Annotated in this window: 16 protein-coding genes and 1 pseudogene; 8 read left to right on the top strand and 9 right to left on the bottom strand. The window is 61.9% G+C overall.

Translation table 11 applies throughout. From position 1 onward, the window contains the following. The coding region (locus VFZ66_02705) for a response regulator (GenBank protein ID HEX6288067.1) at positions 1 to 423 on the top strand (423 nt) is incomplete at its 5' end. A gap of 170 nt (positions 424 to 593) precedes the next feature. On the opposite strand, the gene VFZ66_02700 is transcribed toward VFZ66_02705, so the two are convergent. From VFZ66_02700 to VFZ66_02680, 5 genes are all read right to left on the bottom strand, one after another. Then, positions 594 to 893: a hypothetical protein gene (locus VFZ66_02700; protein ID HEX6288066.1), complete on the bottom strand. Its 300-nt coding sequence runs from the start codon at positions 891 to 893 to the stop codon at positions 594 to 596. 312 nt (positions 894 to 1,205) lie between these two features. Next, positions 1,206 to 1,949, bottom strand: coding sequence for a metallophosphoesterase family protein (locus tag VFZ66_02695; protein HEX6288065.1), 744 nt, complete (start codon positions 1,947 to 1,949; stop codon positions 1,206 to 1,208). 154 nt (positions 1,950 to 2,103) lie between these two features. Next, positions 2,104 to 5,670 carry an ATPase domain-containing protein gene (locus VFZ66_02690; protein HEX6288064.1) on the bottom strand — a complete coding sequence of 1,189 codons (3,567 nt, stop codon included), beginning with the start codon at positions 5,668 to 5,670 and terminating at the stop codon, positions 2,104 to 2,106. Beyond that, positions 5,667 to 8,540 (bottom strand): pentapeptide repeat-containing protein, encoded by a 2,874-nt coding sequence (locus VFZ66_02685; GenBank protein ID HEX6288063.1) that lies wholly within the window; start codon positions 8,538 to 8,540, stop codon positions 5,667 to 5,669. Before VFZ66_02685 ends, VFZ66_02690 begins: the two co-directional genes overlap by 4 nt. Beyond that, entirely contained in the window at positions 8,480 to 9,400 is a 921-nt protein-coding gene (locus tag VFZ66_02680) for an SIR2 family protein (GenBank protein ID HEX6288062.1), read from the bottom strand. The genes VFZ66_02685 and VFZ66_02680 overlap by 61 nt, the downstream gene beginning before the upstream one ends. Before the next feature lie 882 nt (positions 9,401 to 10,282). Here VFZ66_02680 and VFZ66_02675 point away from each other — a divergent pair. The 3 genes and pseudogenes from VFZ66_02675 (at position 10,283) to VFZ66_02665 (ending at position 14,183) form a co-directional block, all read left to right on the top strand. Then, the gene (locus VFZ66_02675; GenBank protein HEX6288061.1) at positions 10,283 to 11,941 is read left to right on the top strand and encodes a hypothetical protein; all 1,659 of its coding nucleotides are present in this window, start codon (positions 10,283 to 10,285) and stop codon (positions 11,939 to 11,941) included. A gap of 597 nt (positions 11,942 to 12,538) precedes the next feature. After that, on the top strand, positions 12,539 to 13,858 hold the full coding sequence (locus tag VFZ66_02670) for an acyltransferase family protein (GenBank protein ID HEX6288060.1): 1,320 nt from the start codon (positions 12,539 to 12,541) through the stop codon (positions 13,856 to 13,858). 159 nt (positions 13,859 to 14,017) lie between these two features. Further along, positions 14,018 to 14,183: pseudogene (locus VFZ66_02665) on the top strand (transposase). Positions 14,184 to 14,245: 62 nt separating this feature from the next. Here VFZ66_02665 and VFZ66_02660 read toward each other — a convergent pair. After that, positions 14,246 to 14,605 (bottom strand): DUF983 domain-containing protein, encoded by a 360-nt coding sequence (locus tag VFZ66_02660; protein ID HEX6288059.1) that lies wholly within the window; start codon positions 14,603 to 14,605, stop codon positions 14,246 to 14,248. 382 nt (positions 14,606 to 14,987) lie between these two features. On the opposite strand from VFZ66_02660, the gene VFZ66_02655 reads away from it, so the two are divergent. The 4 genes from VFZ66_02655 (at position 14,988) to VFZ66_02640 (ending at position 21,312) form a co-directional block, all read left to right on the top strand. Further along, positions 14,988 to 16,214 carry an MFS transporter gene (locus VFZ66_02655; protein HEX6288058.1) on the top strand — a complete coding sequence of 409 codons (1,227 nt, stop codon included), beginning with the start codon at positions 14,988 to 14,990 and terminating at the stop codon, positions 16,212 to 16,214. Between the two features lie 138 nt (positions 16,215 to 16,352). Continuing rightward, positions 16,353 to 16,574: a hypothetical protein gene (locus VFZ66_02650; protein HEX6288057.1), complete on the top strand. Its 222-nt coding sequence runs from the start codon at positions 16,353 to 16,355 to the stop codon at positions 16,572 to 16,574. Positions 16,575 to 16,795: 221 nt separating this feature from the next. Beyond that, positions 16,796 to 18,580 (top strand): IlvD/Edd family dehydratase, encoded by a 1,785-nt coding sequence (locus VFZ66_02645; protein ID HEX6288056.1) that lies wholly within the window; start codon positions 16,796 to 16,798, stop codon positions 18,578 to 18,580. Positions 18,581 to 19,155: 575 nt separating this feature from the next. Then, positions 19,156 to 21,312, top strand: coding sequence for a hypothetical protein (locus VFZ66_02640; protein HEX6288055.1), 2,157 nt, complete (start codon positions 19,156 to 19,158; stop codon positions 21,310 to 21,312). A gap of 170 nt (positions 21,313 to 21,482) precedes the next feature. On the opposite strand, the gene VFZ66_02635 is transcribed toward VFZ66_02640, so the two are convergent. The 3 genes from VFZ66_02635 to VFZ66_02625 all read right to left on the bottom strand — a co-directional run bounded on the left by VFZ66_02635 (position 21,483) and on the right by VFZ66_02625 (position 25,891). Continuing rightward, positions 21,483 to 22,733, bottom strand: a complete 1,251-nt coding sequence (locus tag VFZ66_02635; GenBank protein HEX6288054.1) for an MFS transporter — start codon at positions 22,731 to 22,733, stop codon at positions 21,483 to 21,485. Positions 22,734 to 22,835: 102 nt separating this feature from the next. Further along, on the bottom strand, positions 22,836 to 23,699 hold the full coding sequence (locus VFZ66_02630) for a uroporphyrinogen-III synthase (GenBank protein HEX6288053.1): 864 nt from the start codon (positions 23,697 to 23,699) through the stop codon (positions 22,836 to 22,838). Then, the gene (locus VFZ66_02625) at positions 23,696 to 25,891 is read right to left on the bottom strand and encodes a nitrate reductase (GenBank protein ID HEX6288052.1); all 2,196 of its coding nucleotides are present in this window, start codon (positions 25,889 to 25,891) and stop codon (positions 23,696 to 23,698) included. The genes VFZ66_02630 and VFZ66_02625 overlap by 4 nt, the downstream gene beginning before the upstream one ends. Position 25,892 lies beyond the last annotated feature (1 nt).

Genomic DNA, 25,892 nt, shown 5'->3' with positions numbered 1-25,892 from the left:
GTGGTGGTCTGGTCGGAGGGCAAGAACGCCTACGAGTTTGTACGGGATCAGCGCCCGGATGCGCTGATTCTGGATCTGCGCATGGAGCATCCGCAAGCCGGTTGGATTATTATCCACATGTTGCGCCTCAATCCGCAGACGGCGCATGTGCCCGTCCTCGTGTGTACCGGGGATCTGGCGTATGTCCAGATGCGGCGGCAGATTCTGCGGGATCAGCGCTGTGACGTGCTGTTGAAGCCCTTCAGCGTGGACGAGTTGCTGAGCAAGGTGTCGAGTCTCTTAGACTCGCCTTCCGCGAATAAGCCAGATCCAGGCGTAGATGAGAACCGGCACAGCGTACAGGTCCTGGCCGGGCTGCGGAAGCGGTGGCGAGGACGCGGCACGCTGTTCCAGCGGATGGGCGCGCTGCGCCGCAGACGATGAACCATGACTCCGAGCATGCCGCCGCTGGTGTGCTCGCAGATGCGACACCACTCCCGTTCCGCCGCGCTTTTCCTATGTCGCCCGCGTCTCCCCAGTCATGGTCGGCCATCCTGCCGCTCCGCCTCGTTGGAATCGACGCTGATATAATCTGCGATGTTGAGGTGCGGGTGTTATCGCGGCCTGGACATGGTGCGGCGCCACGCACGCTGTAGGTTGGCTGTCGGCAGGGCGACCTGCGCAGGCTCGACCAGGTCCAATTCGGTGACGAAGGCGTCAATGTGCCGAATCAGCGTCTTTCGGAACGGGACCGGTGTCGCATATTCTAGGGTGACGAGGTAATCGCCCGAGCGGAAGCGCGGCCAGATGTCAATCACGGTCGCCGGAATACCAGCGAGCGATCGCGAGGCGTTTGCCTTAAAGGCCATGCTCATGCCCCGCCGTGGCTTGATCTGATGTTCACCTGTGGTCATCGCACACCTCCTTGCCCCGACCTCTGGCGAATGTGTTTGTCACAGCCCTAGAGTACCAGGTCGTTGTGACAGCTACTGTCACTGGCTCGCCTGCCTGGACAAGGTGCCGTCTGACAGGGCATGCATGGGCGGGTGAGAAGCGGGGCTAGATCCGTGAGGGTGTTTCGCAGGTGGCCGTCGAGGCGCGGCGGAACGTGTGCAGCGACGAGGTTATGCCGCAGAACAGCCCACAGCCGTCTCTATGATCCCCATAGAATCACACGGCTCCACCGGACGAAAGGTGACAACCCGCCGCATTGCCGAGCACCAGCCTCACGGTTGGTATTGCGCGATCGCTTGCTCGCTATGGGGCCGACCACTGCTGGCGTAGATCGCGATCAGCGCCTGCACATCGAACGGGACGCGCCGGAATTCCACCGCGATGCGGGCATCGTCGACCGTCAGGATCGCATACTCCGCCCAGGGATCGGTCTTGAAGCGATCCTCCGGCTGATCGTGCCGATACGCCAAGCCGATGCTGCCGGGGTTGATGTGGAACGTGCGGTGCATATGGCGCAGGAATTGGACATGGGTGTGACCGCCGGTGTAGATGATGTGCTCGTGCGGCTCCAGCAAGCGCTTCAGCTCCGCATCCGCGATCGTCGGCAAAATGACATCATCGTAGGAGTGCGGCGACCCGTGATAGCACAGGAGGGTGCGCTGGTGCGGCAATGGCACCTCGACGGTGGGCTGGAACTGCGCGATGAACGCTTGATCGTCAGGCGAGAGCTGCGCGAGCGACCAGGCCCGAATGTCGTGCATGACCCGCAAGCGCTCCGGTGGGATTCCCTCAGCGCCGGTTTCCACCCCGGAGAGCAGCCAGGCGTCCGCGTTGCCCAGCACGACCGGACACGCCAGGGCGCGGAGGTGGGCCACCACCTCCACGGGTTGTGGACCGCCTTGAATCGCATCGCCAAGACACACCACCCGATCGACTGGGTCGTGCCGGAGATCGGCCAGGACGGCATCCAGAGCCACACTATTTCCATGAATATCGGACAGCAGGGCAACGCGCATGGTAGGCTCCTTGCGTCAACAACGGTCGATCGTCATCGGATCGGCGACGAAGCAGTGCGCAGACTGGTAGATCCATGCTACACGACAACCACGCGCCAGACCGCTGACCTCATCGCCCGCACCGTGCGCGACCAGGGCTACTCGCTGGCGCAGCCTAGATTCTCAAATCGCGGAAAATATCCTTGATTCGTTGATCAAGATACGCGCTCTGGTCATCTGGAATTTCAATAATTCGTTGTAAACAGCGCGCCAGCGTGCTCGACAATCTGGCATAGCTGCGAATATCGGAACGCTGGTATGCCTCACTCACCAGCGTGCGCACCGTGTCTACCGACATCGAGAAATAGGGAGAGATCGCGGTATCGATCGAATGGCCGTCGCTTCCATCGGCATAAAACGGTTGACGTGTTGGCAGCCCCACGCCTTTGCGCAGCCGCTCGGTTTCCGCGTCGCGGCTGGTGAGAAACTTAATGACCTCCAATCCGACATCCGGAGCGGCGGAGTAGGCAGGTATGCCAATATACCAGTCGCCCGCGATCGCAATCTGCTCAGGAAGTGGCACCACCTTGATCTGCTGCTGATCCTTGAGCTCCATCCCCGACAGCATCTGGTTGAGCGTGGTGTACCAATGACGCCAGACCATCGCATCCGACGTCACGGCGACGTTCACGTTGGGCGTCGCGTCAGCGGCGCGCGTTGTCGGGCGCACCAGGTCATTGCCGCCACCCGCGAGGTATGATTGACGACACAGCTGTCGAAAGATTTTGCTTGCGTGGATGCTGACCGGCCCCTGGAGCTGCTTGAGCAGCGAGGGAACGGCTTTTGGCTCCGGCTTCTCCAGCGACAATAAGATCTCAAGGAACAGGCAGTTGTAATTTTCTGAGGTGCCCTTTGGAAAATCGAAGAAGGGTTTGTGGGGAGGCTGATCCGATCCTTCCACGGATTGCCGCGCCGCCTCAGCCTGCCGCTGCGTCCATGCGTCACAGGCGTCTGCCAGTCGCTCCCATGACGTCACCACGGCGTCGAGCTGCTCATCCCGCCGATACGCCAGCAGCCCGATATTGGCATAGAAGGGCAGCACAAAAAACGTGTTTACGGTATCCCCGTTTCGTCGGATCAGACGCGGCACGAAATGACCCCACCTCACGTGACCTGATGCATCGGCTCCGACCTCGCCCCATTCGGAATCGTCCCAATGCTTATTGGGAAAGGTATGAAACATCAACCGCTGGCTTGGATCATGGTCGGATGTTGAAAACTGGTACTCATCCCACTGGACGATTTGGAGCTCGTTGAGCGCTGATGACGAGCCAAGGCGCATCGCTCTGCTCATCCCGACCGGATCTTCCGATTCAACCTCGGTTTCCCGCGACAGCATCGCTTTTACCGCCTGGACCAGCATGCGGTTATATTTATCCTGCATGTAGGTTTCGGAGTGCAGAAAGAGCCGCACGTTGATCGGCTTGATCTCGCCGTTGGGACCAACCCGCAGCAGCGATGAGATCGGCTTGATCTCCAGGCGCTGGGTATCAAACGTCACCTCGAACGACTCGCGCCGATGCGCCATGCCATGCGATCGTAAGACCCGCAGGGTGACGCGCTGGATCCCTCCGTACTCGAAGCGATTGAACTCAATGCCACAGTCGGCATTATTCGCAATCGACCGTTGCAGCACAAACGCAGTCTCCGGCTCGACCTCCCCGCACACGTACAGGCTCGTCACGTTCTTTCGGCGCAGAAATTCTACCAGGGTATCGCCAAAGGTTTCTTCGGCGCGTACCAACGGACAGCTTAATTCCCAGTGCGCGATATCGTCGATCATCACGCGGTCGATCCGGTTGCCGTCGCGCAGCGCTGCCTCAAACTCGTCCTCGATCTGCTGCATGATAAAGCCCGGCTCGACATAGCCACGCGGCAGCGAGCAGACGCGAATCTCCTTCTGCTGCTTGCGCGTATCACTGCTGCGCTGAATGAAGCCCTGCTTCAGCATTTCGCGAATCTTCGACTCATCATCCCGCACCGCAACCAGCAGCGATACCCGCTTCCGATTTTCGGGCTGATCCGTGCCCAGCAAAAACAGGAGGCCGAGCGGCGTTTTATACGATCCTTCCGGCCCTTGCATCACGATGACATCGCCCGCGCGCAGCGATTTCTCACCGAGAATCATATCAAGGCCGGTGTGACCGAAGTGGATCGGAGCGTCTGGCGGCAGGAGGCTGCGCGAGCGAATCCGGGACATGACCGCGGGCGAGGACGGAAAGATGCTGATGCCCTGGCCGGGCTTGATCGCAAAGGGATGTTCCCCGCGCTGTTCGCGCTGGAACCGCGACTTCATGATCTCAAAGGTGCGCTGATCATAGCCGCTGCGATCATCTACGCCCAGGCGGATCACGGTATCTGCGATATTCTGCTCGAAGAGCAGCTCGTCGACGGGATCATTGCCCTCTTCCGCCACCAGCAGCACGTTGGTTCCTGCCTTGTTGACCACCTCGATGCGATCCATCGTCCGTGCGCGGAGCGCCGCGACATCCGGCGGCTCGCTGCGCTCGCCCCGATCGCCGCGCGCAATGCTGTTGACCGGATCCGCAATGATCAGCCGCAGCGGATACTTCAGCATCCGCTTCGCATTCTCTGCAAAGGCGCTCAAAAAGCTCTCATAGGAGTCCTTGATCGTTTTGAGGATGATCAGCGCGCCGCGCTCGCCGGGACGCTCTTGTAGCAGCGCTGCGGCGGCAAACGGATCGGTGGCAACTTCGACGACCTGCGTATCCGGCAGCGCGCCGATCGAGGCCAGCGCATACAGGCATTCTTCATGAGATTGCTCCAGCGGCATGACCCAGGCCAGACCGCCTTTAGACGCGACCTCGACCGCCAGCTTCAGCGCCAGCAATGTTTTCCCGGTGCCGGAGCGTCCCTTGATCAGCACTGTCCGCCCGCCGAGTCGGCTCGCGGACATATCGCCGGGAATACTCTCCGTCAGCATCAGGCCGCCGCCGAACAAATCATCAAAGCCGCGCATGTTGGTGGGCAAGCCGAACAGCTTGGCAAGCAGGTACTCCGCGTCGATGGTCGCCCGGCATAAGATGCTGTTGGGCTTATACGACGCTTTGACATAGCTGACCGCACGGCAGCACTCGATAAACATACTTGCCGTGCGCTGGGCCTGTTCGACACTCGAAGAGCGTGCTTGCAGTGCGGCGACGAGGGGCATGCGGAAGTCGTGGGCATACTCCCAGTGCGTGCGCTGCTTGAGCGATCCGGGTGCGACAGACCGATCGTTGATCGTGGTTGCCAGCATGTAGAATAGCTGTGGCATTTCGTGTGACAGCACCAGCCCGTAGTGTGAGCGGATATTTTGCATGACGAAGTAGCGCAGATCGTGGGCCGACCGGATGCCTCCCAGGAGCATGCGCACCAGCTCGACCGGCTGGAAGACATCACCATGAAACTCGACGATCCCCGGCTCGACCGGCCGGTAGACATCGCGTTGGCGCAGCTCTTCGAGAATCGAGGCCGCGTGGCTGTGCTGCGGCGCTGCCAGCAGGTCAAGCAACTGCGTTTCCGTGAGCACCGTGCAGCCCGGCGTATGTCTGACATCGCGGACGGTTGTTCCAGCAGGAGGATAGGCGAGCTCCCACAGCGCGCGGCCAAAATCCATCACCGCCGTCACCGCCTGGAGCAAGCTGCCCTGGTATTCGCTGTCGATGTCCTCTGCGTTCATACGCCGAACTCCGTTTCTGGCGGTGCCGATGATGGCGCATAGCGTATCTTGATCTGCAGCATGCGCAACAAATACCTGGCGATCCCGCCGAACCGACGTGCGCCTGTTTGCGCCGCCTGGATCCGCTGCCCCAGCTCGATCAGGTCCAGGTACCGCTCTTCGCTGTCGCTCCCTACGGGTGTGAGCAGCTCGTTCAATTCCGGGTCTTGTGCGAGAACTTTCACATCCTTGTGTGCTACGCGAATCCGGTCTTGGGAAGTGTAGTTCTGCACGATGTTCGAGATCGTTTGTTTTTGCTCGTCTGATAACGTCGCCTCGACGGGGCTGGCGATCAGCAGCGGCGGCTCCACACCCGCATCGGAAGGAGCGCGCGATTGCGGTTGTGCCACGTCGACAGGAGCCACGTGCGGCTGGGTCGGCTCGGCGGCCTGGCCCAGGCGTTGTCGCAGGAGAAGCTGCCGCTCCTGGTACTTTTGCTCAGCCGCATCGATACCCTCTGCGGGCAGACGCCGGCTCAGGCTATCGGGACCGGTGTACGCGATGAATGGCACCGCGAGCACCGGTTGCATCCCGACCGGTAGGCCAACGACACGCTCCCCCTGGTGGATCAGCGGCACAAACGGTATCGTGATGGCTGCCAGCGTCGACAGCAGTTCCAGCGGCGACGACACGCCGCTGAAATCCGCGATCACAAACCTGGATAAGCTGATCAGGATGTCGATGGTCTTCGCAATGTCCTGTCCATACGCCCGATCGACATTGATCACCATGGGTACGTAGCCACGGCCACGGATCACGCCGAGCATCGTCTCCAGAATATCCATCCGGTCCTGTGCAAAGTTGCCGAGCAAGAGGACCGCTTTCGACGAGCGTGCGGTGAACACCTGCTGGATCGTGCTGCTCTTCAGCAGCATGCCCACAAAAGGAGCGACGCCGAGATCGTCGACGGTGATCGACGGCTCATCGGGATCGGAGATCACGAGGCTCGATTGATCGGCTCCTTCCAGGTTCATATCCCACAAGGTGATGCCGATCACCGTACAGCCGGTCATGTCCGCACGCTTGAGGTTGGTATCAACCAGCGTTGCGTAGCTCAAGCTCGCGCCGCTGAGGTTAGCGCCTGTCAAATCAGCTCCGGTGAGATCGGCGTGCGTCAGGTCGGCGCCGCGCAGGTCGGCCTCTACCAGGCTTGCCCGCATGAGATTGGCGTCCCTCAACTGTGCCTGCCTGAGCTTCGCGTGGTCGAGCCGCGCACCGCGCAGCGTCGCACGGCCCAGGTTGGCCCCGGTGAGATCGGCGCCTTGCAGCGTCGCAGCCGTCAGGTCCGCGCTCCGCAGGAGCGCATCGCGCAGATCGGTTTCATCAAGAGTCGCCTGGCTCAGATTCGCGTCGCTGAGATCGATTGCCCGCAACGGACGACCCGCGAGGTCCGCGCGGGCCAGCGTCGGCGCTATGGTGGGGTTGTTTCGTCGCCACGCATGCCAGATCCGAAGGTCTTGTCGAAGCATCTCAAGATGGTGTGGGTCGGGCGCGATACCGATCGCGCCTGGTACGGCGCCTGCTGTCCGAAGGCTTGTTTCGTCAAGCCGACGGTGTTCTATCGCCATCGATCGGGCGGCTTTTTGATTAGCCACCCACGGGACAAGAAATTCGCTGACCAGCTCATAGAAATAGGTTTTGTATCGCAGCTCGCGTCGGACCAGTTTCGTTTTGATCTCAAGCGCTTTTAAAGCGGTTCGCAACAGCTCGGTCGCGATCTGCTCCTCTTTATTGACGCGGGTAATGAGATCGTCTTCGGCAACAATATTGCGGGTGCCGGAGGGCGTGATTAAGAAGCTGAGCAATGCAAGCGCCGGGTCGCGGAGATGGTCGCTGCCGAGAAGATTAATGGCGCGATCCAGGTAATCTTCCAGCACGCCCTGCACGCCACGCTGTTTGAACAAGCTCTCCGGGTTCTCCGATCGCCACAGCTCCAGGCAGACGATCTGCACTTCTGACAGATTGAGGCCGCCGCCGGCGCTACTTTTCTCAATTTTTGCCATCACTTTGCGGGCAAGCTCGTCCGACAGCTCTTTGCCAAAATGTTGCCTGAGCGCCTGATCCAGAAACGGGCCACGTATAATCATCGGTAGCATATTGACGAGTGGCGCGGTGAGCCTTAAGTAGTGATCGGTTAAGTCGGGGCTTTGCACAAACAGCTTGCTCAGCTTTGCCAGATAATCCTCCCTGAAGACAAAGAGCAGCTTAATCGGCAGCGAATGATCGCGAAGCAGCCGGAGCAGCAAGGTCGTGATCTCCTGCTGAACCGCCTGAGCTTTTCGCAGCGCTTTTCCTTGCAGCGATTCCTCAAAGAGCGTAATAAACTCCTCGAACTGATCGAAGATCAGCAGCGGCGCCGAATCGGCTGACGCCGCCTGGAGCCGCTCGGCGAAGGTCGCAAGCGAGAGAACGACCTGCGCTGCCGGGTTCGAGTCGTCGACAAAGATCGAGGGCAGATACGGCCTCTGACCCTCGGTGGTCATGGGGATCCGCTCGACGATAATTTCTGATCCCTGGATCGGCTGAACGCGGAGGCGATGCGGTGCAAAGCCTTCTGGGCGGACCACCGGGATAACCCCCGCATTAATCAGCGACGATTTGCCGGTTCCTGATGCTCCATACAGCAGGACGCCTCGGTAGATCGTGATCGATCGGAGCAGCTTGCGCGTTTCCTGGGCGCGCGCGAAAAAAATGGGCTGATCCACATAGCGAAACGGCTCGATCCCTCGATAGGGCATATGCGGGAGGATCGGAGCGGCGGGTATGTCGGTCATCGCGGTGGAAACTCCTCGCCAGTCACCTTTTGATACAGCATTGGCACAAAGGACCATACATCTTGGGTGATGAATTTGACATATTTTTGCTGGAGCTCCCATACGTCAAGGATGAGGGGATCGGGAGAAAGATCAACGGAGTACATGTCAGGAACTTTCGCCCGATCGATTTTCCAGCGCATGGTTTTGAACAGCAGCCGCAGGTTGTAATCCATCAGGCTGTACCCGATAAAGAGCGTCGGCCAGCGCTTAAAGTAGAAGCGAAATGTCTCAGGCACCGGATGATAAATATCAGGATCGCCCATGCGCAACACGAACTGGATGTAATCTTCATCGGTAATGACAATCGAGTCGGGGTTTCCGATGTCGCCATGAATTTTGCAGATGATGGGCTGCTGGGGGTTGGGATCTTCCAAATAATCTTCGGTTGGCGTATCGCGATCCTTCGAGTACACGCGGCGATTAAAGGCTTTCTTCTCGTCGTGCAGGGCCATTTCGAACAGGCGGTCATAGTTGGTGGTGAACACGAGCGGGAAATTGAGCCGCGCTAACGCTCGGATCACCGGAGAAGGCGTTTTGCCCTCCCCGACCATCTGCCGTATCTCGTCAACTAATGCTTTTCTCGACCGTTTTGTCTCGTAATACAAGGAAACACGCTGTAGGCCGCTGATTTTCTTCCGCTCCTTGGGAGGTTGCTCCGACAGCCCACTCCGAACCGATAAATGCTCGCACAGCGCGCTGCCAAGCGGTGGCCGTTGATGTTCCGGGTAGGTGTAGGACGAGTCCTTGGGGGGTGGATAATGCGCGCCTGCTCCTAAAAAAAGAATACATTCTCCTCGCTTGACATACTCCGCAATGATATTAATCAGACCTTCATCGATCTTTTTGCTGCCTTTGGCTTTGCGGGGCAGGGCCATTATGTATCACCTCGTATGCTGATAGCTGCTAATCCACGCGCGCTTGTTCTGGTGAGACGAAGGAGTGTGCTCGACTCCTCAACGTGCGTTGCATGAGGTACCAGTACGGTTCTGCGTTGAGGTCTGATGGCGTAGTGGCATATCCGAAGAGCAACGGCGTTCGCTCAACCGATAGTCCTCTGCGAGGATGCCGACCACGGGTACGACGCGGTGAGGTCGGAGGGTATGATGTCGCGCTTGGATGAAGGCAGGTGCTACAGGGTTGTCCGCTCACCATGCTGTCCGCTCACCATCTCCAGCCAATACTACACCAGATGTCATGCCAATTCAAGATCAGGATGACCTGCTCAGTGCGTACACGGGGTGCTGTGAGCGATGTGGGCGGGAGTGCCAATGCGGTACCGCATCCCCATTCCGATCATGAGTCCGGACGCCGTCGTGACGGATGCGCTTCAGCGTCCGCTGAAGGTCCGGGGTGGCGGGCGACAGCATCGGCAGGGCCGGTCAACGCCTCGGTCGCGCGACGGAGCGTGCGCTTCCAGCGTTCGGAGCATCGATACGATACGGTGCGACATGCGGTGTACGGCATGCCAATGCGGTGTGCGCGTTCGTGGACATGATCGCAGCCTGTCGCCAGGCCGTGATGTCGCTTTAGGGTCGCCGGATCGTCACGGCTACGGATCGCCCCCTGATTGCCGGGATATGGCTGGTACTCGCGGGGGACATCGGTCGGGGGGTGGGCGGAACGGAACTATGCTAGAGTAGCGGTGACGTCTTGGTTGGACCGCCGTTGGTAAGATCCGGCTCTTGCCATTCCGTTCCATAGCATCACGTCACTGGCGACATCAATCACCTTCCATGAAGGGAAAGGGCACACGCCGCATGTCGAATGCAACAGATGGTTGTTGGGTGCAGTTCTATGACAGTGATGGCTTCCAGGGCGGCACCAAACGTTTCGACGGACCCACCAACGTTGCCGATATGGATGACTACGTCCAGTCGACCGGCGAGAAGCTGGGCGACGAACCGGACTCCCTCAAGACGGGGACGCGCACCTGGCTGGAAGTCTACAAAGATGATAACTACGAAGGTAAGACCGCAACCTTTGGTCCCGGCTCGGAGATCAATGACCTGGATGCCTATGGGGTCGGTGGGAACATCTCGAGCTTTCGCATGTACGATGAGCCGCAATCCTGGTGGGTTTCGTCTCCCAATAGTCCGCTCCTGGAGGCGGATACCGGGCTCTACTCCTCGCTGACGATCAACGACATCGCGCGGACGCTCGTCGGCGCGGCGTTGACGCTGGTTCCAACCGTTGGCAGTGCCCTGAGGATGATCACCATGATGCTCTGGCCGGAAAGTAGCAATCGCGATCAAGCCTGGGCATGCTTTCAAAACTATATCGACCAGATCGTCAGTGGGATCGAGCGACAGCGCACGATTGACGATCTGACGAAGAAACTCGATGGCCTGTACAATCTCGCGGACGATTATTTGAATGCCCCGCCCGAGCGCCGTGCGGATACGTTTGAGAATCTGCTTGGGGGCCTCCGCCTGTATGAGCCGTATTTCGTCGATCTGAGTCAAACGCAGGTCGAGATGTTTTTCTTCATCCCGTACGGAACGTTGATGCTGTTCACCTTCCGAGAGCAAATCCTGTCGTATCAGGAGATCTACGGCGTCCCCCTGTCGCCTGAGGAACGTCAAAAGCTCATCGACAATCTGCAAAATACCATCGATGCTTACCAACAAGCGCTCCCCCCGGCGCGGCAGAGTTTGTTGGACAAGCGCGCTGCCATGGTCACCTATCGCGACGAAAGTACCATTGGCATCGGCAGCGACGCCACCATCTATGTTCCTATCGACGAGTATACGGGGTGGCGTGGGAGTCAGGTTCACCACCTCAGCGAGGTGGAAGATGCGGTCGCGCAGCGCGCCGAGCAAGTGACCAACCAGCTCGCCTACACCCTCGATAGCTACCTGTCCACCGCGGATCTCTGGAGCTACATCAACCCCGATAACCCGGCCCCCCTGCAACCTCCCACCATCATTTACGCCGATGGGCCATACGGCCAGTACCAGGCAACGCCCTTTTCGGTAATCGCCGCCGATACCCAACGCATCACCCAAGTCACCATCAGCACCGGCTCGCTGGTAGATAGCCTGGAGCTGTTCCTCAATGGGACATCCACGGGACGGCACGGCGGGAGCGGTGGAGTGCCACAAACCCTGGCGCTGGCGGAGGGGGAAACCATTATCGCGGCACAAGGGTATGCCAGTGGGTTGATCAACCAGCTCGGGTTTACCACCAGCCAGGGTCGTTCCATACTTGGAGGCGGCACCTCCAATCTCCACTTTACCTCAGGGCCGCCCGAAGGCACGACGGGCTATCTGGTAGGAATCTCGGGGTACAGTGATAACGGCTCCTCCAGCAACGCAAACCTGAAGGTGGTCACTTTCCACTGGAAGTGCACGTTGCCGTTCGATACGGAGCCCCTTAAGGCGCTCGGCTGGTCGGATGCCACCATCGCCCTGCCGTAACCCCGCCACGCCTGCACTGCGATGAACGGTGCGTCAATGCGGTGCGATCCGGTCTGCCCTGCCCACGCTGTGGGCTCATCGCACCTTAGCGGATGAGGCAGGCTACCTCCGTTGCGGATGTGGCCTGCCTCGGACACGCTCGCACCGCTCCGGCATTCCCTCCCGCTGATCGTGCGGATCGCACGGCTGCTGCTCGGCCCAGTTCAGTCACGTGTTTCCGCATGTCATGCCCACCGACACGGACAGGATCGGGCACGCACACCAGCCCAAAAGTCAGCAACAATGACTTGCCTGCCAGCGCTCCCAGACCGGCGATTACATGCGTAGGAGGTTTGTCCCCCTTCACTATCTGCGAGGGGACCCACCACGTGAAGGATTCATCCCCGCGCATGGTGGTGTCGTTGCTCCACGCACCGCCCTGCCGTGGTATGGTTGTGCCCATAGAGGATGGGCCGTCCCATGCTTCCACTTTCCCCGGTCATCCTCGGACCCCACGGCTGGGGTGACGGTATCAAACCGGGAGAAGTGTACGCTAAGCCAAGAACAGGGCTTCAGAAAGCGATGCGTTTGCACATCAGACCAGGCATGGAGCCACCGATGGTGCAGATGATCCGCTGGCGCTTACCGCAGGCTTTCGCCCCCTCCTTCGTGAGCGTGCAGAACTCCCAGCGCTCTCCGCTAACCCGAGAAAGAACGGGAGGAAGCAAGATGTTGAGCAAACCTTCCGGACAACGTCGATGTGACCTGGACTGGCTCCGTGTGCTGCTCATCCTGACGGTCCTCGTCTTCCACAGTCTGCGCTTGTTTGACCTGGAAGGCTGGTATGTCAAGAGTGCAACGACCCATCTGAGTGCTCAGGCGCTGGTGGTCTTCATCAGCCGCTGGCTGATGCCAGCCGTCTTTCTCATCTCCGGGATGGCTACGTTTTATGCTCTGGGCACACGCCGGGCATGGCGGTTTGTCAAAGACCGCGCGCTGCGCCTGCTGGTCCCGCTGCTGGTCGGCCTCGTCACGCACATCCCGCTCCAGGAATATCTCAAGCAGGTCAGCCAGAACCAATACCGCGGATCCTTCTGGCAGTGGTACCTCACGACGTTCAATGGCTTGGATCGGTTCGGCGGCAACTTTAACTGGATCGGCAGCCATCTCTGGTATCTGGAAATGCTGTTCGTTTTCAGTCTGGTCTGCCTGCCGCTGTTCCTCTGGCTGCGGAACGGAACCGGTCAGCGGGTGCTTACCTGGGTGGGAGCGCGGTTCGCCGCACCTGGCGCATTGTACCTGCCGGTTCTGCCCATCATCCTGCTGTCTGCGACATTAGATCCGGATAGCAATAGCCTCCTGGCCCGGGATGAGTTTGGGGGCTGGAACCTGCCCTCCCACCTGATCTTCTTCTTGAGCGGCTTTGTGTTCGCCTCCAGCCCGGCTATGCAGGCCAGCATGCGCCGGATACGCTGGTTCTCATTGGTCACTGCGCTGGTTAGCTTCTTCGTCGGGGTCGCGCTGGTGCTCGCACTGACCGGCGGGGAAAATGCGTTCGGTACACCGATATACCTGGTGTGGTCGATCGCTTCGAGCCTTTCCTGCTGGGCCGGCTCGCTGGCGATCCTTGGGTTTGGGATGCAACGGCTGAATGTCCGCACGCCGGTATTGGAGTACGGCAACGAAGCCGTGCTGCCCTTCTACGTCCTGCATCAATCCATCCTGCTCGTGGTAGCCTTCTACGTGTTGACGTGGACGATCCCCGACCTTGCCAAATGGGCCATCATCCTGGTCAGCACGTTCACACTCATCATGGTGCTGTACGAATTGCTGATTCGTCGGATCAACCTCCTGCGGGTGCTGTTTGGGATGAAGCCGCTGCGACCCCATCGGGAGGTGCAGCAGGTGGCGGCAGCCTCATCCAGCCATAGTTCATAGGGGTGCTGGAGGGCAGGTGACGCACGTCACCTGACGGCGGGATACCGCAAGGCGGGCGAAGCGCACGACGACGCGCCAGGTGGGTATCCTCGAAAGCAAGCACAACCAGCCATCGAGATAGCGGCGTTCATGGCGCTACGGCTGACCCGGCAGACAAGCGACCATCTCGGCGATCGGGATGCGGTCCTGGTGGTTGATGAAGCTGGCTTTCTGAAAAAAGGCGACCAATCGGTCGGCGTCAAGCGCCAATATGGTGGCACGGTCGGCTCAGATCGGGGTCTTTCTCTGCTACGCCAGCCAGGATGGGGCATCCTTCATTGACCGGGCGCAGCGGTGCCACGATACCAAACGTCGGGCACGTTGCCCGACGTACGTGCTGCTGTAGTACTAGTCGGCCTCCAGATTGGCCGCCGTCAAGTAGATGATGCTCACCCACAGGCCGCGCGCGGTGTGATAAAACAGGATCGGGAAGATGATGGCGAAGACGATTAACGTCGTCAGCAGGGGCAGGAGCGGCACTCTGGTAAAGAGCGCGTAGATGGAGCCTGTAATGACCACAATCAGCTCGGTAACGACCAGATTAATCACCATGCCACCCGTCATCTCACCACCTGACCGCTCAAACACTATCCCACAGACCGGGCATTGTCGTCGAATCTTGAACGGCTTGACAAATATCCTGCCGCGATGGCATTCGGGGCAGCGCAGGCGCACCCCATCGATCAAAGCTCGCACAATCCGGCTCATCGTTATGCATCTCCTGTACATATGGTGTACGCTATCTCCGTGCATAGGTGGCAGGTATGCTACCACGGACTCATAGGTACCACCCGGATTCAACACCGGACGTTACGCTACTGATGAGAGCTGAGGAGTGCCTCAGGCATAGATCAGTACCCCGGTGGAGCGTGCCAAGCTGAAGGGGACGCCCCCGATCACCGGGGTCGAATCCGGCACGCAGCTCGCACGGGTGATCGCCAGATCGCTTAGCCCTGTGGCATGCGCGGTGGCGCTTGCTCACAGACGACCGGGAACGGCCCTGCCGCCACCTTGCGCCCTCGCGACGGGGTTGCTATCATTGCGTTGGCACGCCGGTGACGGGGTGGTCCCGCAGGAGCTTCAGCGATCTATGCAGATGATCAGACAACGTGCATTCCTGTTTCTCTGGATGACCCACCTTGTCGTCACCCTGGCTAACGAGTTAACAACGATCAGCATGGTTGTGCTGGTCTTTGGCTCAACCGGCTCGGCGCTTCAGGCAACGGGTGTCCTTGTCGCGCGCAATATCCCACCGCTGGTGTTTGGGCCATTCGCTGGCAGTATCGTGGATCGCTGGCCGCGCCGCCCCGTCCTGGTGGCCGCTAATCTGCTGCGTGCCAGCCTGCTTGGCTGCTTCTTGTTCGCAGCGGCGCACGGCATCGGCGGCCTCTGGGCTGGCTACCTCCTAGTCTTTGGTCTGATCATGGTTGAGGTTATGCATAAGCCGGCACTGCTTGCCACGCTCCCCGTCGTGGTGCCCGCTGCACGATTAGTATGGGCCAATAGTGTCCTCTTCACGACAACCCAGGTGGTGCTCACCATCGGGTACACCGCGGGTGGTTTCATCGCCGCTACCGCCGGGCCGCAGCTCCTCGCGTCGCTCAACCTTGGCTGCTTTCTCCTCGCCGCCGGAAGCGCAGGTCTGATCGGCGCCATCGCCAGCCCTGCGCGGTCGGGAGCGGATGTTCGCTTCTGGCGCAATGTGCTGGATGGCTTCACCTATCTCCGATCGCACCGGCTTGCGCGTGCGCTAATCACCGTCGAGTTTCTTGAGTCCTGGCCCCACGGTGTGTGGACATCGGCGCTGATGCTGTCCTTTACGGTGCATGCCCTGGGCGCTGGCGTCGATGCCTGGGGCTACCAAAGCGGGGCGTTCTTCGCCGGGCAGCTGATCGGCGCGGCCCTGGCGCTCTCGTTCGCACGCCACCTGGGAAGGCGCCCGGGGTGGATCATTATCGCCAACGGGTTTCTGATGAGCACGATGACCGTCGCCTACGCCGCCTCACCCTCGGTCATCGTCGCGGTACTCGTCTCGATGGCCTTTGGCCCACCGTTTGCCCTCCGCGATGTCGCCCAGGACTCCTTGCTCCAAACCCAGGTGTCGCCGGACATGCTCGGACGTGTGTACGCGCTCCGCGAAATGTTCGCACGCATGGCCTTTTTGGTCGGCGGGCTGCTCTTCTCACAGCTGGCCGACAGCATCGGCATTCGTGACATCTACGCGATTGCCGCGCTCTTGTATGGCCTGATCGCGCTCTATACGCTCTGGAGCACCGCCCTGCGGCACAGCCGACTGGAAACGATGCCCGTCCCGTAGCGCCCACCGCGAACGCATCCAGACGTCATACCAGCAGCGTGGCGTATCATTCGTTTTTGGACGCTCCCGATCCGCGCCGGTATCGCCACGGTTCCCCATTGAGAAACGCCAGTTCTTCGTGGCAACGGTACCGATCGGATGGTTCGTGAGAGCGATTTGCCGATCGAGGCGAGCGCGCACGAGCTGCTCGCGCCATTGACCCGCGATGAGCAGCTCTGGATGATGATGCGGCCAGACGTTGCGGCGCAGGGCTCGACGGTCGAGCACGCGCCGCAGGAGCTTAAGGTGGCCCGCGTCGCGCTCGCTCCAGGTGAAACCCGTGTACTGCGCCGGGCGGTGTCGGCTGCCGACCTGGCCTAGTCCGATGTTGCGCGCGACCGGGTCGTCGCGCCGATCGTGTACGAGATCATCGTCGGACGGCATGCGTCCGATAAAGGCGTGCTGCGCGCCCGCTTTCAGGTGCGGGAGCGGCTGTAAACGGCGGGGTGTAGGGGCCTGTGCGCGTCCCACGCCGACGAGTGGCAGTGCTACCAACCACCTGCGCGCGGCAGCGCAACCAAACGTAACGAAAGGATACTGCTATGACGGCTCCAACCACCCGGCCCACGCGCCGGTTCCGCTCACGCGACTGGTTCGACGATCCAGAGCGCATCGACCAGACTGCCCTCTACCTCGAACGCTTCATGAACTATGGCATGACGCCGGAGGAGCTGCGCGCGGGCAGGCCGATCATTGGCATTGCCCAGACCGGCAGCGACCTGAATCCCTGCAACCGCATCCATCTCGATCTTGCGCGCCGGGTGCGCGATGGTATTCGGGACGCCGGCGGGATTCCTATGGAGTTCCCCGTCCACCCGATCTTCGAGGAGTGCCGCCGTCCTACCGCCGCGCTGGACCGCAACCTGGCCTACCTGGGCCTGGTCGAGATCCTCTACGGCTATCCGATCGACGCAGTGGTGCTGACCACCGGCTGCGATAAGACCACCCCATCCGCGATCATGGCCGCGTCGACCGTCGATATCCCGGCGATCGTCCTTTCGGGCGGGCCGATGCTCGATGGCTGGTTTGAGGGCGAGCTCGTAGGCTCCGGCACCATCATCTGGAAAAGCCGTCGTCGGCTGGCGGCGGGGCTGATCGACGAGGCGGAGTTTTTCGATGCCACGCTGGCGTCCGCGACCTCGGCAGGTCACTGCAATACCATGGGCACCGCCTCCACGATGAATGCGGTGGCCGAGGCGATGGGCCTGTCGCTGCCCGGGTGCGCGGCGATCCCCGCGCCGTATGGTGAGCGCGCCCAGATGGCCTACGCGACCGGGCGGCGCATCGTCGAGCTGGCCTACGCGGACCTGCGGCCCTCGCAGATTCTCACCCGCGAGGCTTTCCTCAACGCGATCGTGACCATCGCCGCGATCGGCGGCTCAACCAATGCGCAGCCCCACCTGATGGCTATGGCGCGCCACGCGGGCGTGGCGCTCACCCCACAGGACTGGTCGCATGGCTACGACATCCCCCTGCTGGTCAACATGCAGCCCGCAGGCAAGTATCTGGGTGAGCGCTTCCATCGGGCGGGCGGCGTGCCCGCGGTGCTCTGGGAGCTGATGCAGGCCGGGAAGCTCAGCGGCGATGTCCTGACCGTCACTGGCCGGACGCTGGCCGAGAATGTTGCCGGGCGTGCGAGCACGGACCGCGAGGTGATCACGCCCTACGACGCGCCGCTGAAGCCGCAGGCCGGATTTCTGGTCCTCACCGGCAACCTCTTCGAGTTCGCGATTATGAAGACGAGCGTGATCTCCGAGGAGTTTCGGCGCCGCTACCTGCGCGAGCCTGGGCGCGAGGGTGTGTTTGATGGACGCGCGGTGGTCTTCGACGGCGCTGAGGACTACCATGCCCGCATCAACGACCCGGCGCTGGCGATCGACGAGCACAGCATCCTGGTGATCCGTGGGACGGGGCCGGTCGGCTGGCCGGGCGGGGCGGAGGTGGTCAACATGCAGCCGCCGGACGCGCTGCTTCAGCGGGGGATCACGACCCTGCCCACGATCGGTGATGGACGACAGTCGGGAACGTCCGACAGCCCATCGATCCTCAACGCCGCACCTGAGAGCGCGGTGGGCGGTGGCCTGGCCTGGCTCCGCACCGGCGACACCATCCGCATCGACCTCAATGCCGGGCGCTGCGATATGCTCGTGTCGGAGGCGGAAATTGAGCGCCGCAAACAGGACGGCATCCCGACCGTGCCGGCCAGCGCCACGCCCTGGCAGGAGATGTATCGCGCCGGAGTGGGCCAGATGGACAGCGGGGCCGTCCTGGAGGTCGCGGTGAAGTATCGTGGTGTTGCCGCAAAGCCGCCGCGTCATAATCACTGAGGGGTAGCAGCCAGCGGGTCTGGTTAGCCGACATTGTGCGCGGTACCGGCGTCTCGGCCCGCTGGCTGCAATACTGCGTCAACCAGAAATATGAGCACCAACCACGTCGCGCCGATGTTCCGGTCAAAAAAAGGCCGCTGACCATCCCATGTGATGCACTCCGGTCGTTTGTCGGCAAGAAACCCAGCCAGCACTCGGTCTGGCTGGCGTTGGATGTCGAAACGCGGCTGATTGCTGGCTGCTATGTGGGGCAGCGCGATGAACAGGGTGGCTGGGCGTGGCAATCGCCCCGCCTTGGTCGCTTAACCACTACGCTACATGACTACTCCTGAAGGATGCGGCTTGCACCTCTACCAGAAGGTGTGCCGCGCCGCGTGACAGCCGACCCGCCAGATGCAGCTCTACCGCCCGTGGCCTGGTAATCGACCCCGTACACACCGCTATGATACAATCAGCGGTGGATATACGAATCGCCTCCTTGAGGTGTGGTCAGCGACCGGCAAGCGTACCGATTCGTAGGTCCGCGTCACGAATCCCCAGCGCTATTGGCTAGATAGAACTTCCAAGGAGGCAACATGGGCACGATTGACCAGTCGCGGGTAACGAGCGGATTTGACGTTGAAGCCCTCCTGGGTGCGCCGTACCTGCGGATGGTGCTGCAAACGGCCTACGATGCCGGCGTGATTCCCGCAGCTGCCGTATTCGGGGGCACCAGGCTTGAGCTTGCCATGCTGAATGCTGGACGCACGTATGAGCCGGGGCCAGACGCGAACGGTAATCTTCCGCCCACGCATCCCGATGCGTTCGAGACGGACATCCTGTTCAACCACCCGCTGGGAGCGAATCTGCGGGTGAGAGCCCAGGTTCAGCCAGAGAACAATCTCCCCTTCTTCTTCGACCTGTTTGTTCGGCTCGATCTAGAAAAAACACACGAGGAAGGAAGCATCTCCAGCGCGGGGCTCACCATTACGGTCGTCGACATCGAGTCGCCGGCGCTCGTAATCCTGGCCGAGCCTCCCTTCAACATGCCGAAATCAGAGGTGCTTGCAAAAGTCAAGGCGTTCGTCGATCGCAAGCTCGACATCGGCGGGACGAGCAAGTTCAAAAAAGTCGAAGACATCGCGATCAGGTGGCATGAAGGCGATGACGAGCACGCCCCCGCCCTGGGCATCTACATCAATATCCGCATGCGTAACGGCGATGAAGAGGACCAATTCCTTCCTCCGCGCGGTGATCTTGACCAGGCAGCCAACTTCCTGCCTGCCGATGAGGACATCGCCTTCGCGTCTCGCCCAGGACTGTACGGCGACATGAGCAAGGACGTGTTCTCAAGGACCGCCATCAAGGACAGGTTCGGAAACATCGAGCATGCCCTGCGCTACAACATCCTGAATCCGAATAGCACCCGCATCGGTACGATCGACAGCATCCGCGTCGGGCAAATCGTCACGCTCCCATCGCCCTCAGTGCCTCCTATGGGGTTAAACGGTCTGCGAATCGCCCTGGAAGGGGAGTATGTGGACCCGATCGACCTCACTAACACTGATGTCACGTTCACCATCGATATTAAGCCGTCGATTGATAGCGATGGCTTCCTGGTCTGGAGCACCGATTTAGATGTCGATGTCGACGCCCTGTTCGAGTTCATCACGTTCTGGGCCGTGACGCTTACGTTTATCCTCTTTGGCCCGATTGGCGCAGGCATCTTTCTCGGCGTGGTGCTCGTCGCCGAAGTGGGCGCGGGCATCTTCTTCGGCGAGTACTTCGAGGCCAGGGCTGCCAAGAAAGCGGATGCCACGCTCTCCGACGTGATTCCTGATCGGCTGACGATCAAAACGCGGCGCTGGGACCCGTTCTACGCGACGCTTCATCAGGTCGTCACCAAGCCGAGCCAGGCGCAGTTTAATGCGAAAGGGTTTATGCTCTGCGGCAAGGCTGTCGTCGGACGGGCGTTGGTGCCGCCCGTCGATACCGTGATTCGCGATGAGATCCGAGACGCGGACGGCACCATCACGGCTCTGCGGTATCGGCTCGCAGACTTCGAGAAGATCCAGGAAGATACTGCGCTCCAAGCGGTCGGCACGCATCGCCGCGCATTTACTCCTGCCGATCCTGCCGAGCCGGACCTGTTTGCGCTGACGCTCGATCAAATCCAGGCGCGCATGGACGATCCCGATGGCCCGCTCGTGATCACGGACATCCCCTACTTCCCGGCGTATGCCTACGTACGGGACAACCAGATCGACCAACTGCTCTGCCTCTCTGGCGCGGAGCTTCAAGATGTGCGCGATCGGCTCCGAGACGAGAAAGCGAACGAGCTGTTCGCGGAGGTGGTCGCAAACGAAGGCGACGCGATTCGGCAGCAGGTCGTCGACGATTTATCCGCCGGAGGCGGCACGCCCACACCCGAAGCGATCGAAGCAGAGTTTCAGGTGCGCGTCCGCAAGAAGGTCAAAGCGCTGATGAGCGAGTACGAGTCGCCCACACCCATTGAAATGGCGCATGCCGGGATCCTGGCGCCGCTTCTGAGATTCGACGCCGCCCCCGAAGAGCTGTTAATGCTCCAGCAGAAGCGGATCATAGCGGTTGACAGCGCGCTGGCGTCGATCGAGCCGCGAGCGATGCAGAAGTACCTGCGCGACAAAGCGCGCTCCGGCGAAGAGCACGCAAAGGATAACCTGCTCGAGCGCCCACGCTACCGGCCAGGGCCGGACGGGCCTCAATTTCCGTAGCCTCATGGGGCCGGGCGGAGCGCCGCTCTCACGAGGCGCGTCCATCGTCGCCCGCGCTGCCGACTGGCTATCAGGGAGGGGAAGGGTGGCCGGGGGTGGCGACGGCATACACAACTTGCACGCAGCGTCGGCCACCTCCCAGGCGCATCAGGTGTGCCCGATGGCGCTGCCTATGCTTCGCTCGCGTGGACGTCCGCCACGGCCTCCGTCAGCGGGGAGAGTCGCCACGACATGCGCCAGCCGCGCTGCACCGTCGTGAGCACCTGGAGCACACCATAGGCGAAGAGCGCCCCGGCTGCCAGCACCAGGAAGCCCAGGCTGAACGAATCGCTGATGTGCTTGGCGCTGCCAAGGATCGTCGGCAGCAAAAAGCCACCGATCCCGCCGACGGCTCCAATCACGCCGGTCGTGATGCCGATCTGCCGGGCGAAGCGCTGCGGCGCAAGCTGGAAGATCGCGCCGTTGCCCATTCCGAGGCAGGCCATGCCGATGACCAGCAGCAGCAGCATTAGCGGAAGCGACGGAAGCTGCGCGCCGAGCAGGTAGGTGCCAAAAATGCCGATCAGCACCCATGACAGCATCCGCGTACCGCCGACCCGATCCGCGAGATAGCCGCCGAGCGGACGGATCAGGCTGCCGACGAAGGTTGCCAGTGCCGTGACGTATCCGGCTGTCAGCGCATCGACGTTGTATTGATCGCGGAAGAAGATCGGCAGGAAGCTGCTCAGCCCGACATACCCGCCGAAGGTCACGCTGTAAAACAGGCAGAACCACCACAGGTCACGGTGCTTGAGCGCCGCGAGATACCGCCGGACCGGCTGGCCGGTCGCCGGGCTGGGACGATCCTTCGCCATCCAGGTGAAGGCGATCAGCACCAGCGCCAGGGGAATCATCGCCAGGCCAAGGACATTGTGCCAGCCGACGATCGTCGCCAGGTACGGCGCGGCAAGATTGGTGACGACCGTCCCGCTGTTGCCTGCGGCGGCAATCCCCAGGACGATGCCCTGACGCTGCGGCGGATACCAGCGGCTCGCCAGGGGCAGGGCCACGGCAAACGACGCGCCAGCCGTTCCCAGCAGCAGGCCCGTGATCACCACGCTTGGCAGGCTGGTCCCCGCAAGCCAGCCCACGCTCAGTGGCAGGAACAGAAACGCCAGCATCGCGACGCCGACACGCTTGCCGCCGATACGATCGCTCAGCAGCCCAAGCGGCACGCGCAGGAGCGAGCCGCTGAGGATCGGGATCGCGACGATGATCCCTTTTTCCGCCGGACTCAGCGCTAAGCTTTCGGCAATCGAGATGCCGAGCGCGCCCAACAAGACCCACAGCATAAAGCTCAGGTCGAAGTGCAGGAAGCTCGCGATCAACGTCGGCAGATGGCCTGGTGGCTCATCGGTGATCGGTGTAGTGACAGGTTCCATAGTGTTGCTCCTTCATCCCCATGATTGGTCATCCGGTCGGATATGCGTCGAGCGGCCGATCGGTCTGCGGATCGGCGTTCGATGCCGGACGTAGCCGCAGCGCTAGGCGCTCTGTTCGAGCACGTCCGGCGCTCGACGACGGCCATGCTCGATCTCATGCGTGATATAGGCGGCCAGCGCGGCGATCATCTGCCCCATTTTGGGGTGTTCGGGCACCACGCGGGGCGCGATCCCGGCCTGACGCAGCGCCGCAGCGCACGTCGGCCCCACCGCAGCAACGATCGTTTTGTCATGCAGCGCGTCGATCAGCGCATTGGCATTCCCCATCTCAGCCGCGACCTGCAACAGATGGCGCAGTTGCACCTGGCTGGTAAAGGCGATTGCATCGATGCGGCTGCCGATCAGCGCGTCGATCAGGTCGCGCAGCGGCGTTTGCACCTCCGGAAGCTGCCACTCATACAGGCACAGCTCGGTCAGATGCGCGCCGCGGGCCTCCATTGCCTGGGCGAGCGGCGCGTTGCGCTCGCCGTAATGCAGCAGCGCGATGCCGGTCCCGCTCAGCGGCAGCGGCTCCAGCGCCGCCAGCAGCTCCGTCGTGGTGTAGGGTGCCGTCGCCGTGATCGAGGCGCGCAGGCCGTGGCGCTTGAGCGCCGCCACGGGCTTGGGGCCGCGACAGACCAGCGTGATCTGCGCCAGGCTGTGGATGAGCTCGGCGTAGCGCCCGATCTGTGCGGCCTCCTGCATCAGCGTCTCCACGCCGACGCCCGTCGCGCAGATCAGCATGGTGTAGGTGCCAGCGCTGACACCGTCGATCAGCCGACTCACCTCGGCGGTACAGGATCGCCCTGACTCCCGCACCGCCGGTACGCACAGCGGCTCGCCGCCGTGCCGCAGGACAAGGCTGGCAAGCTCGCTGCTCATGCGCGCTTCGAGCAGCGCGACTACCGCTCCCTGTAAGCTGGTCATCGTTCCTCCTTGTGTGGCGCACGTACGCCGTGAAGCCCGGCCCTATCGCTCGCCGCGACCCGTACCCGCTCCCGCTGCGGCGCGAGCGTCGGTAGTTCTGCAACCGGCAGAAGCTGAACCGAGCAGGCCTTCAGCTCCGGCTGCTTGCTGCGGGGATCGATCGCCGGATTCGTCAGCCGGTTGGGATTGGCGTCCTCCCAGTGGATCGGCATGAAGAGCGTGCCCGGCGCGATCTGATCGCTGATGCGGAGGATGCTCGTACAGTCGCCGCGCCGCCCGACCAGCGTCACGCGATCGCCATCGCCGAGGCCGAGCGCGAGCGCATCCACCGGGTGGATCTCCACGTAGCTGTGCGCTGCCTTGTGGTTAAGCTTCGGCACCTGGCTGGTGCGGGTGCGCGTATGCCACTGCTCCAGCACGCGACCGGTCGTGAGCCAGAAGGGATGCTCGATGTCGGGCTGCTCGGCGGGCGGCACAAAGCTGGCAGGATGAAAGCGCGCCCGTCCGCTCGGCGTCGCGAAGCGGCCATCGCCGTACAGCCGGGGCGTCCCCGGATGATCGTCGTCGGGGCACGGCCACTGGAGCGGACCCGCGCGCAGCCGCGCATGGCTGACGCCACGCAGGTCGAGCGGCGAGTCGCCGTGGGCGATCTGCCGGAACTCGTCAAAGATCGCGGCGGCATCCGGGTAGGCAAGCCGATCGCCGTAGCCCAGGCGATGTGCCACGGCCTGCACGAGCTGCCAGTCGGGACGCGCCTCGCCAGGCGGGTCGATCGCTTTGTTCAGCAGCGTCACATGCCGATCCGACGCGGTAAACGTGCCGTCTTGCTCGGCCCACTGCGCCGCCGGCAGGACAATATCGGCGTAGCGCAGCGTCGCGCTCGTGGCATAGGCCTCCTGCACGATCACCAGATCCGCACGACTCAGCGCCCGCTCGACCATCGCGCTATGCGGCAGCGACGCCAGGGGATTGGTGCCGATGATCCAGATGGCCTTGATCGTCCCGTCGGCGAGGCGCTGGAACATCTCGATCGCGGGCGGTCCCGGCTGTGGATCGATCGCGCCGGGCGGCAGATCCCAGAACGCTTCGATCTCGGCGCGATGCTGCGGATTCGCGATCTGCCGGTAGCCAGGCAGCTGATGCGCGAGGTAGCCCGTCTCACGGCCACCCATCGCATTCGGCTGGCCCGTGAGCGAAAACGGGCCGCTGCCGGGCAGGCCGATCTTGCCCGTGGCGAGGTGGAGATTGATGATGCCCGTGACCTTGGCGACGCCGTTGCGGCTCTGGTTGACGCCCATGCTCCACAGGCTCAGCGTCCGCTCGCTCTGGGCAAAGAGCGCTGCCGCGTACTCGATCTGCTCGGCTTGCAAGCCGGTTGCCTGCGCCGTCGCCTCAGGCGTCCAATCCTGCGCTGCGGCGACGACCGCCTCCCAGCCCTCGGTATGCTGCCCGATGAAGTCCGGATCGTATGCGCCATCGCGGATCAGGATGTGCAGCAGCCCATTCAGCAGGGCGGTATCGCCGCCGGGCTGGATCGGCAGGTGCAGATCGGCATACCTGGCCGTCGCGGTACAGCGGGGATCGACCACCACGAGCTTCGCGCCGTGCTGCCGGACCTGCTTCTCGACGCGGCGGTAGACGATCGGATGGCACTCGGCGGTGTTGCTGCCCCAGATGAAGAACGCATCTGCCGCCTCGATGTCGGCATACGAGCAGGGCGGGCCGTCGCTGCCGAACGCCAGCGTGTATCCGGCGACAGCGCTCGCCATGCATAGCCGCGAGTTGGCATCGATCGTGTTGGTGCCGAGCAGCCCCTTACAGAACTTGTTGATCAGGTAGGTCGTCTCGGTGGTGAGCTGGCCCGACACGTAGAAGGCGACGGCGCTCGGCCCGTGCTCCGCCAGCATCCGGCGCAGCCCGTCTGCCGCAGCATCCAGGGCGTGATCGAGCGGGAGCGGCGCGAGATCGTCCCACCGCGCCGGACGATGCAGCGCCTGCAGCAGGCGATTGGGCGTGTCGAGCACCTGATCCAGGGTCGCGCCCTTGATGCAGAGCTTGCCCGCGTTCGCCGGATGGCGCGGATCGCCCTGCACGCGCACGATCTGCCGATCGCGGACGGTAAGCTGAATGCCGCAGCCCACGCCGCAGTAGGGACATTGCGAGCGCACCAGCGTTTCGGTTGCTTCGGTCATA

The organism is Herpetosiphonaceae bacterium (assembly GCA_036374795.1).
Lineage (GTDB): Bacteria > Chloroflexota > Chloroflexia > Chloroflexales > Kallotenuaceae > LB3-1.
The sequence above is the reverse complement of the archived record's forward strand: the minus strand, read 5'-3'. Positions and strand labels throughout refer to the sequence as shown.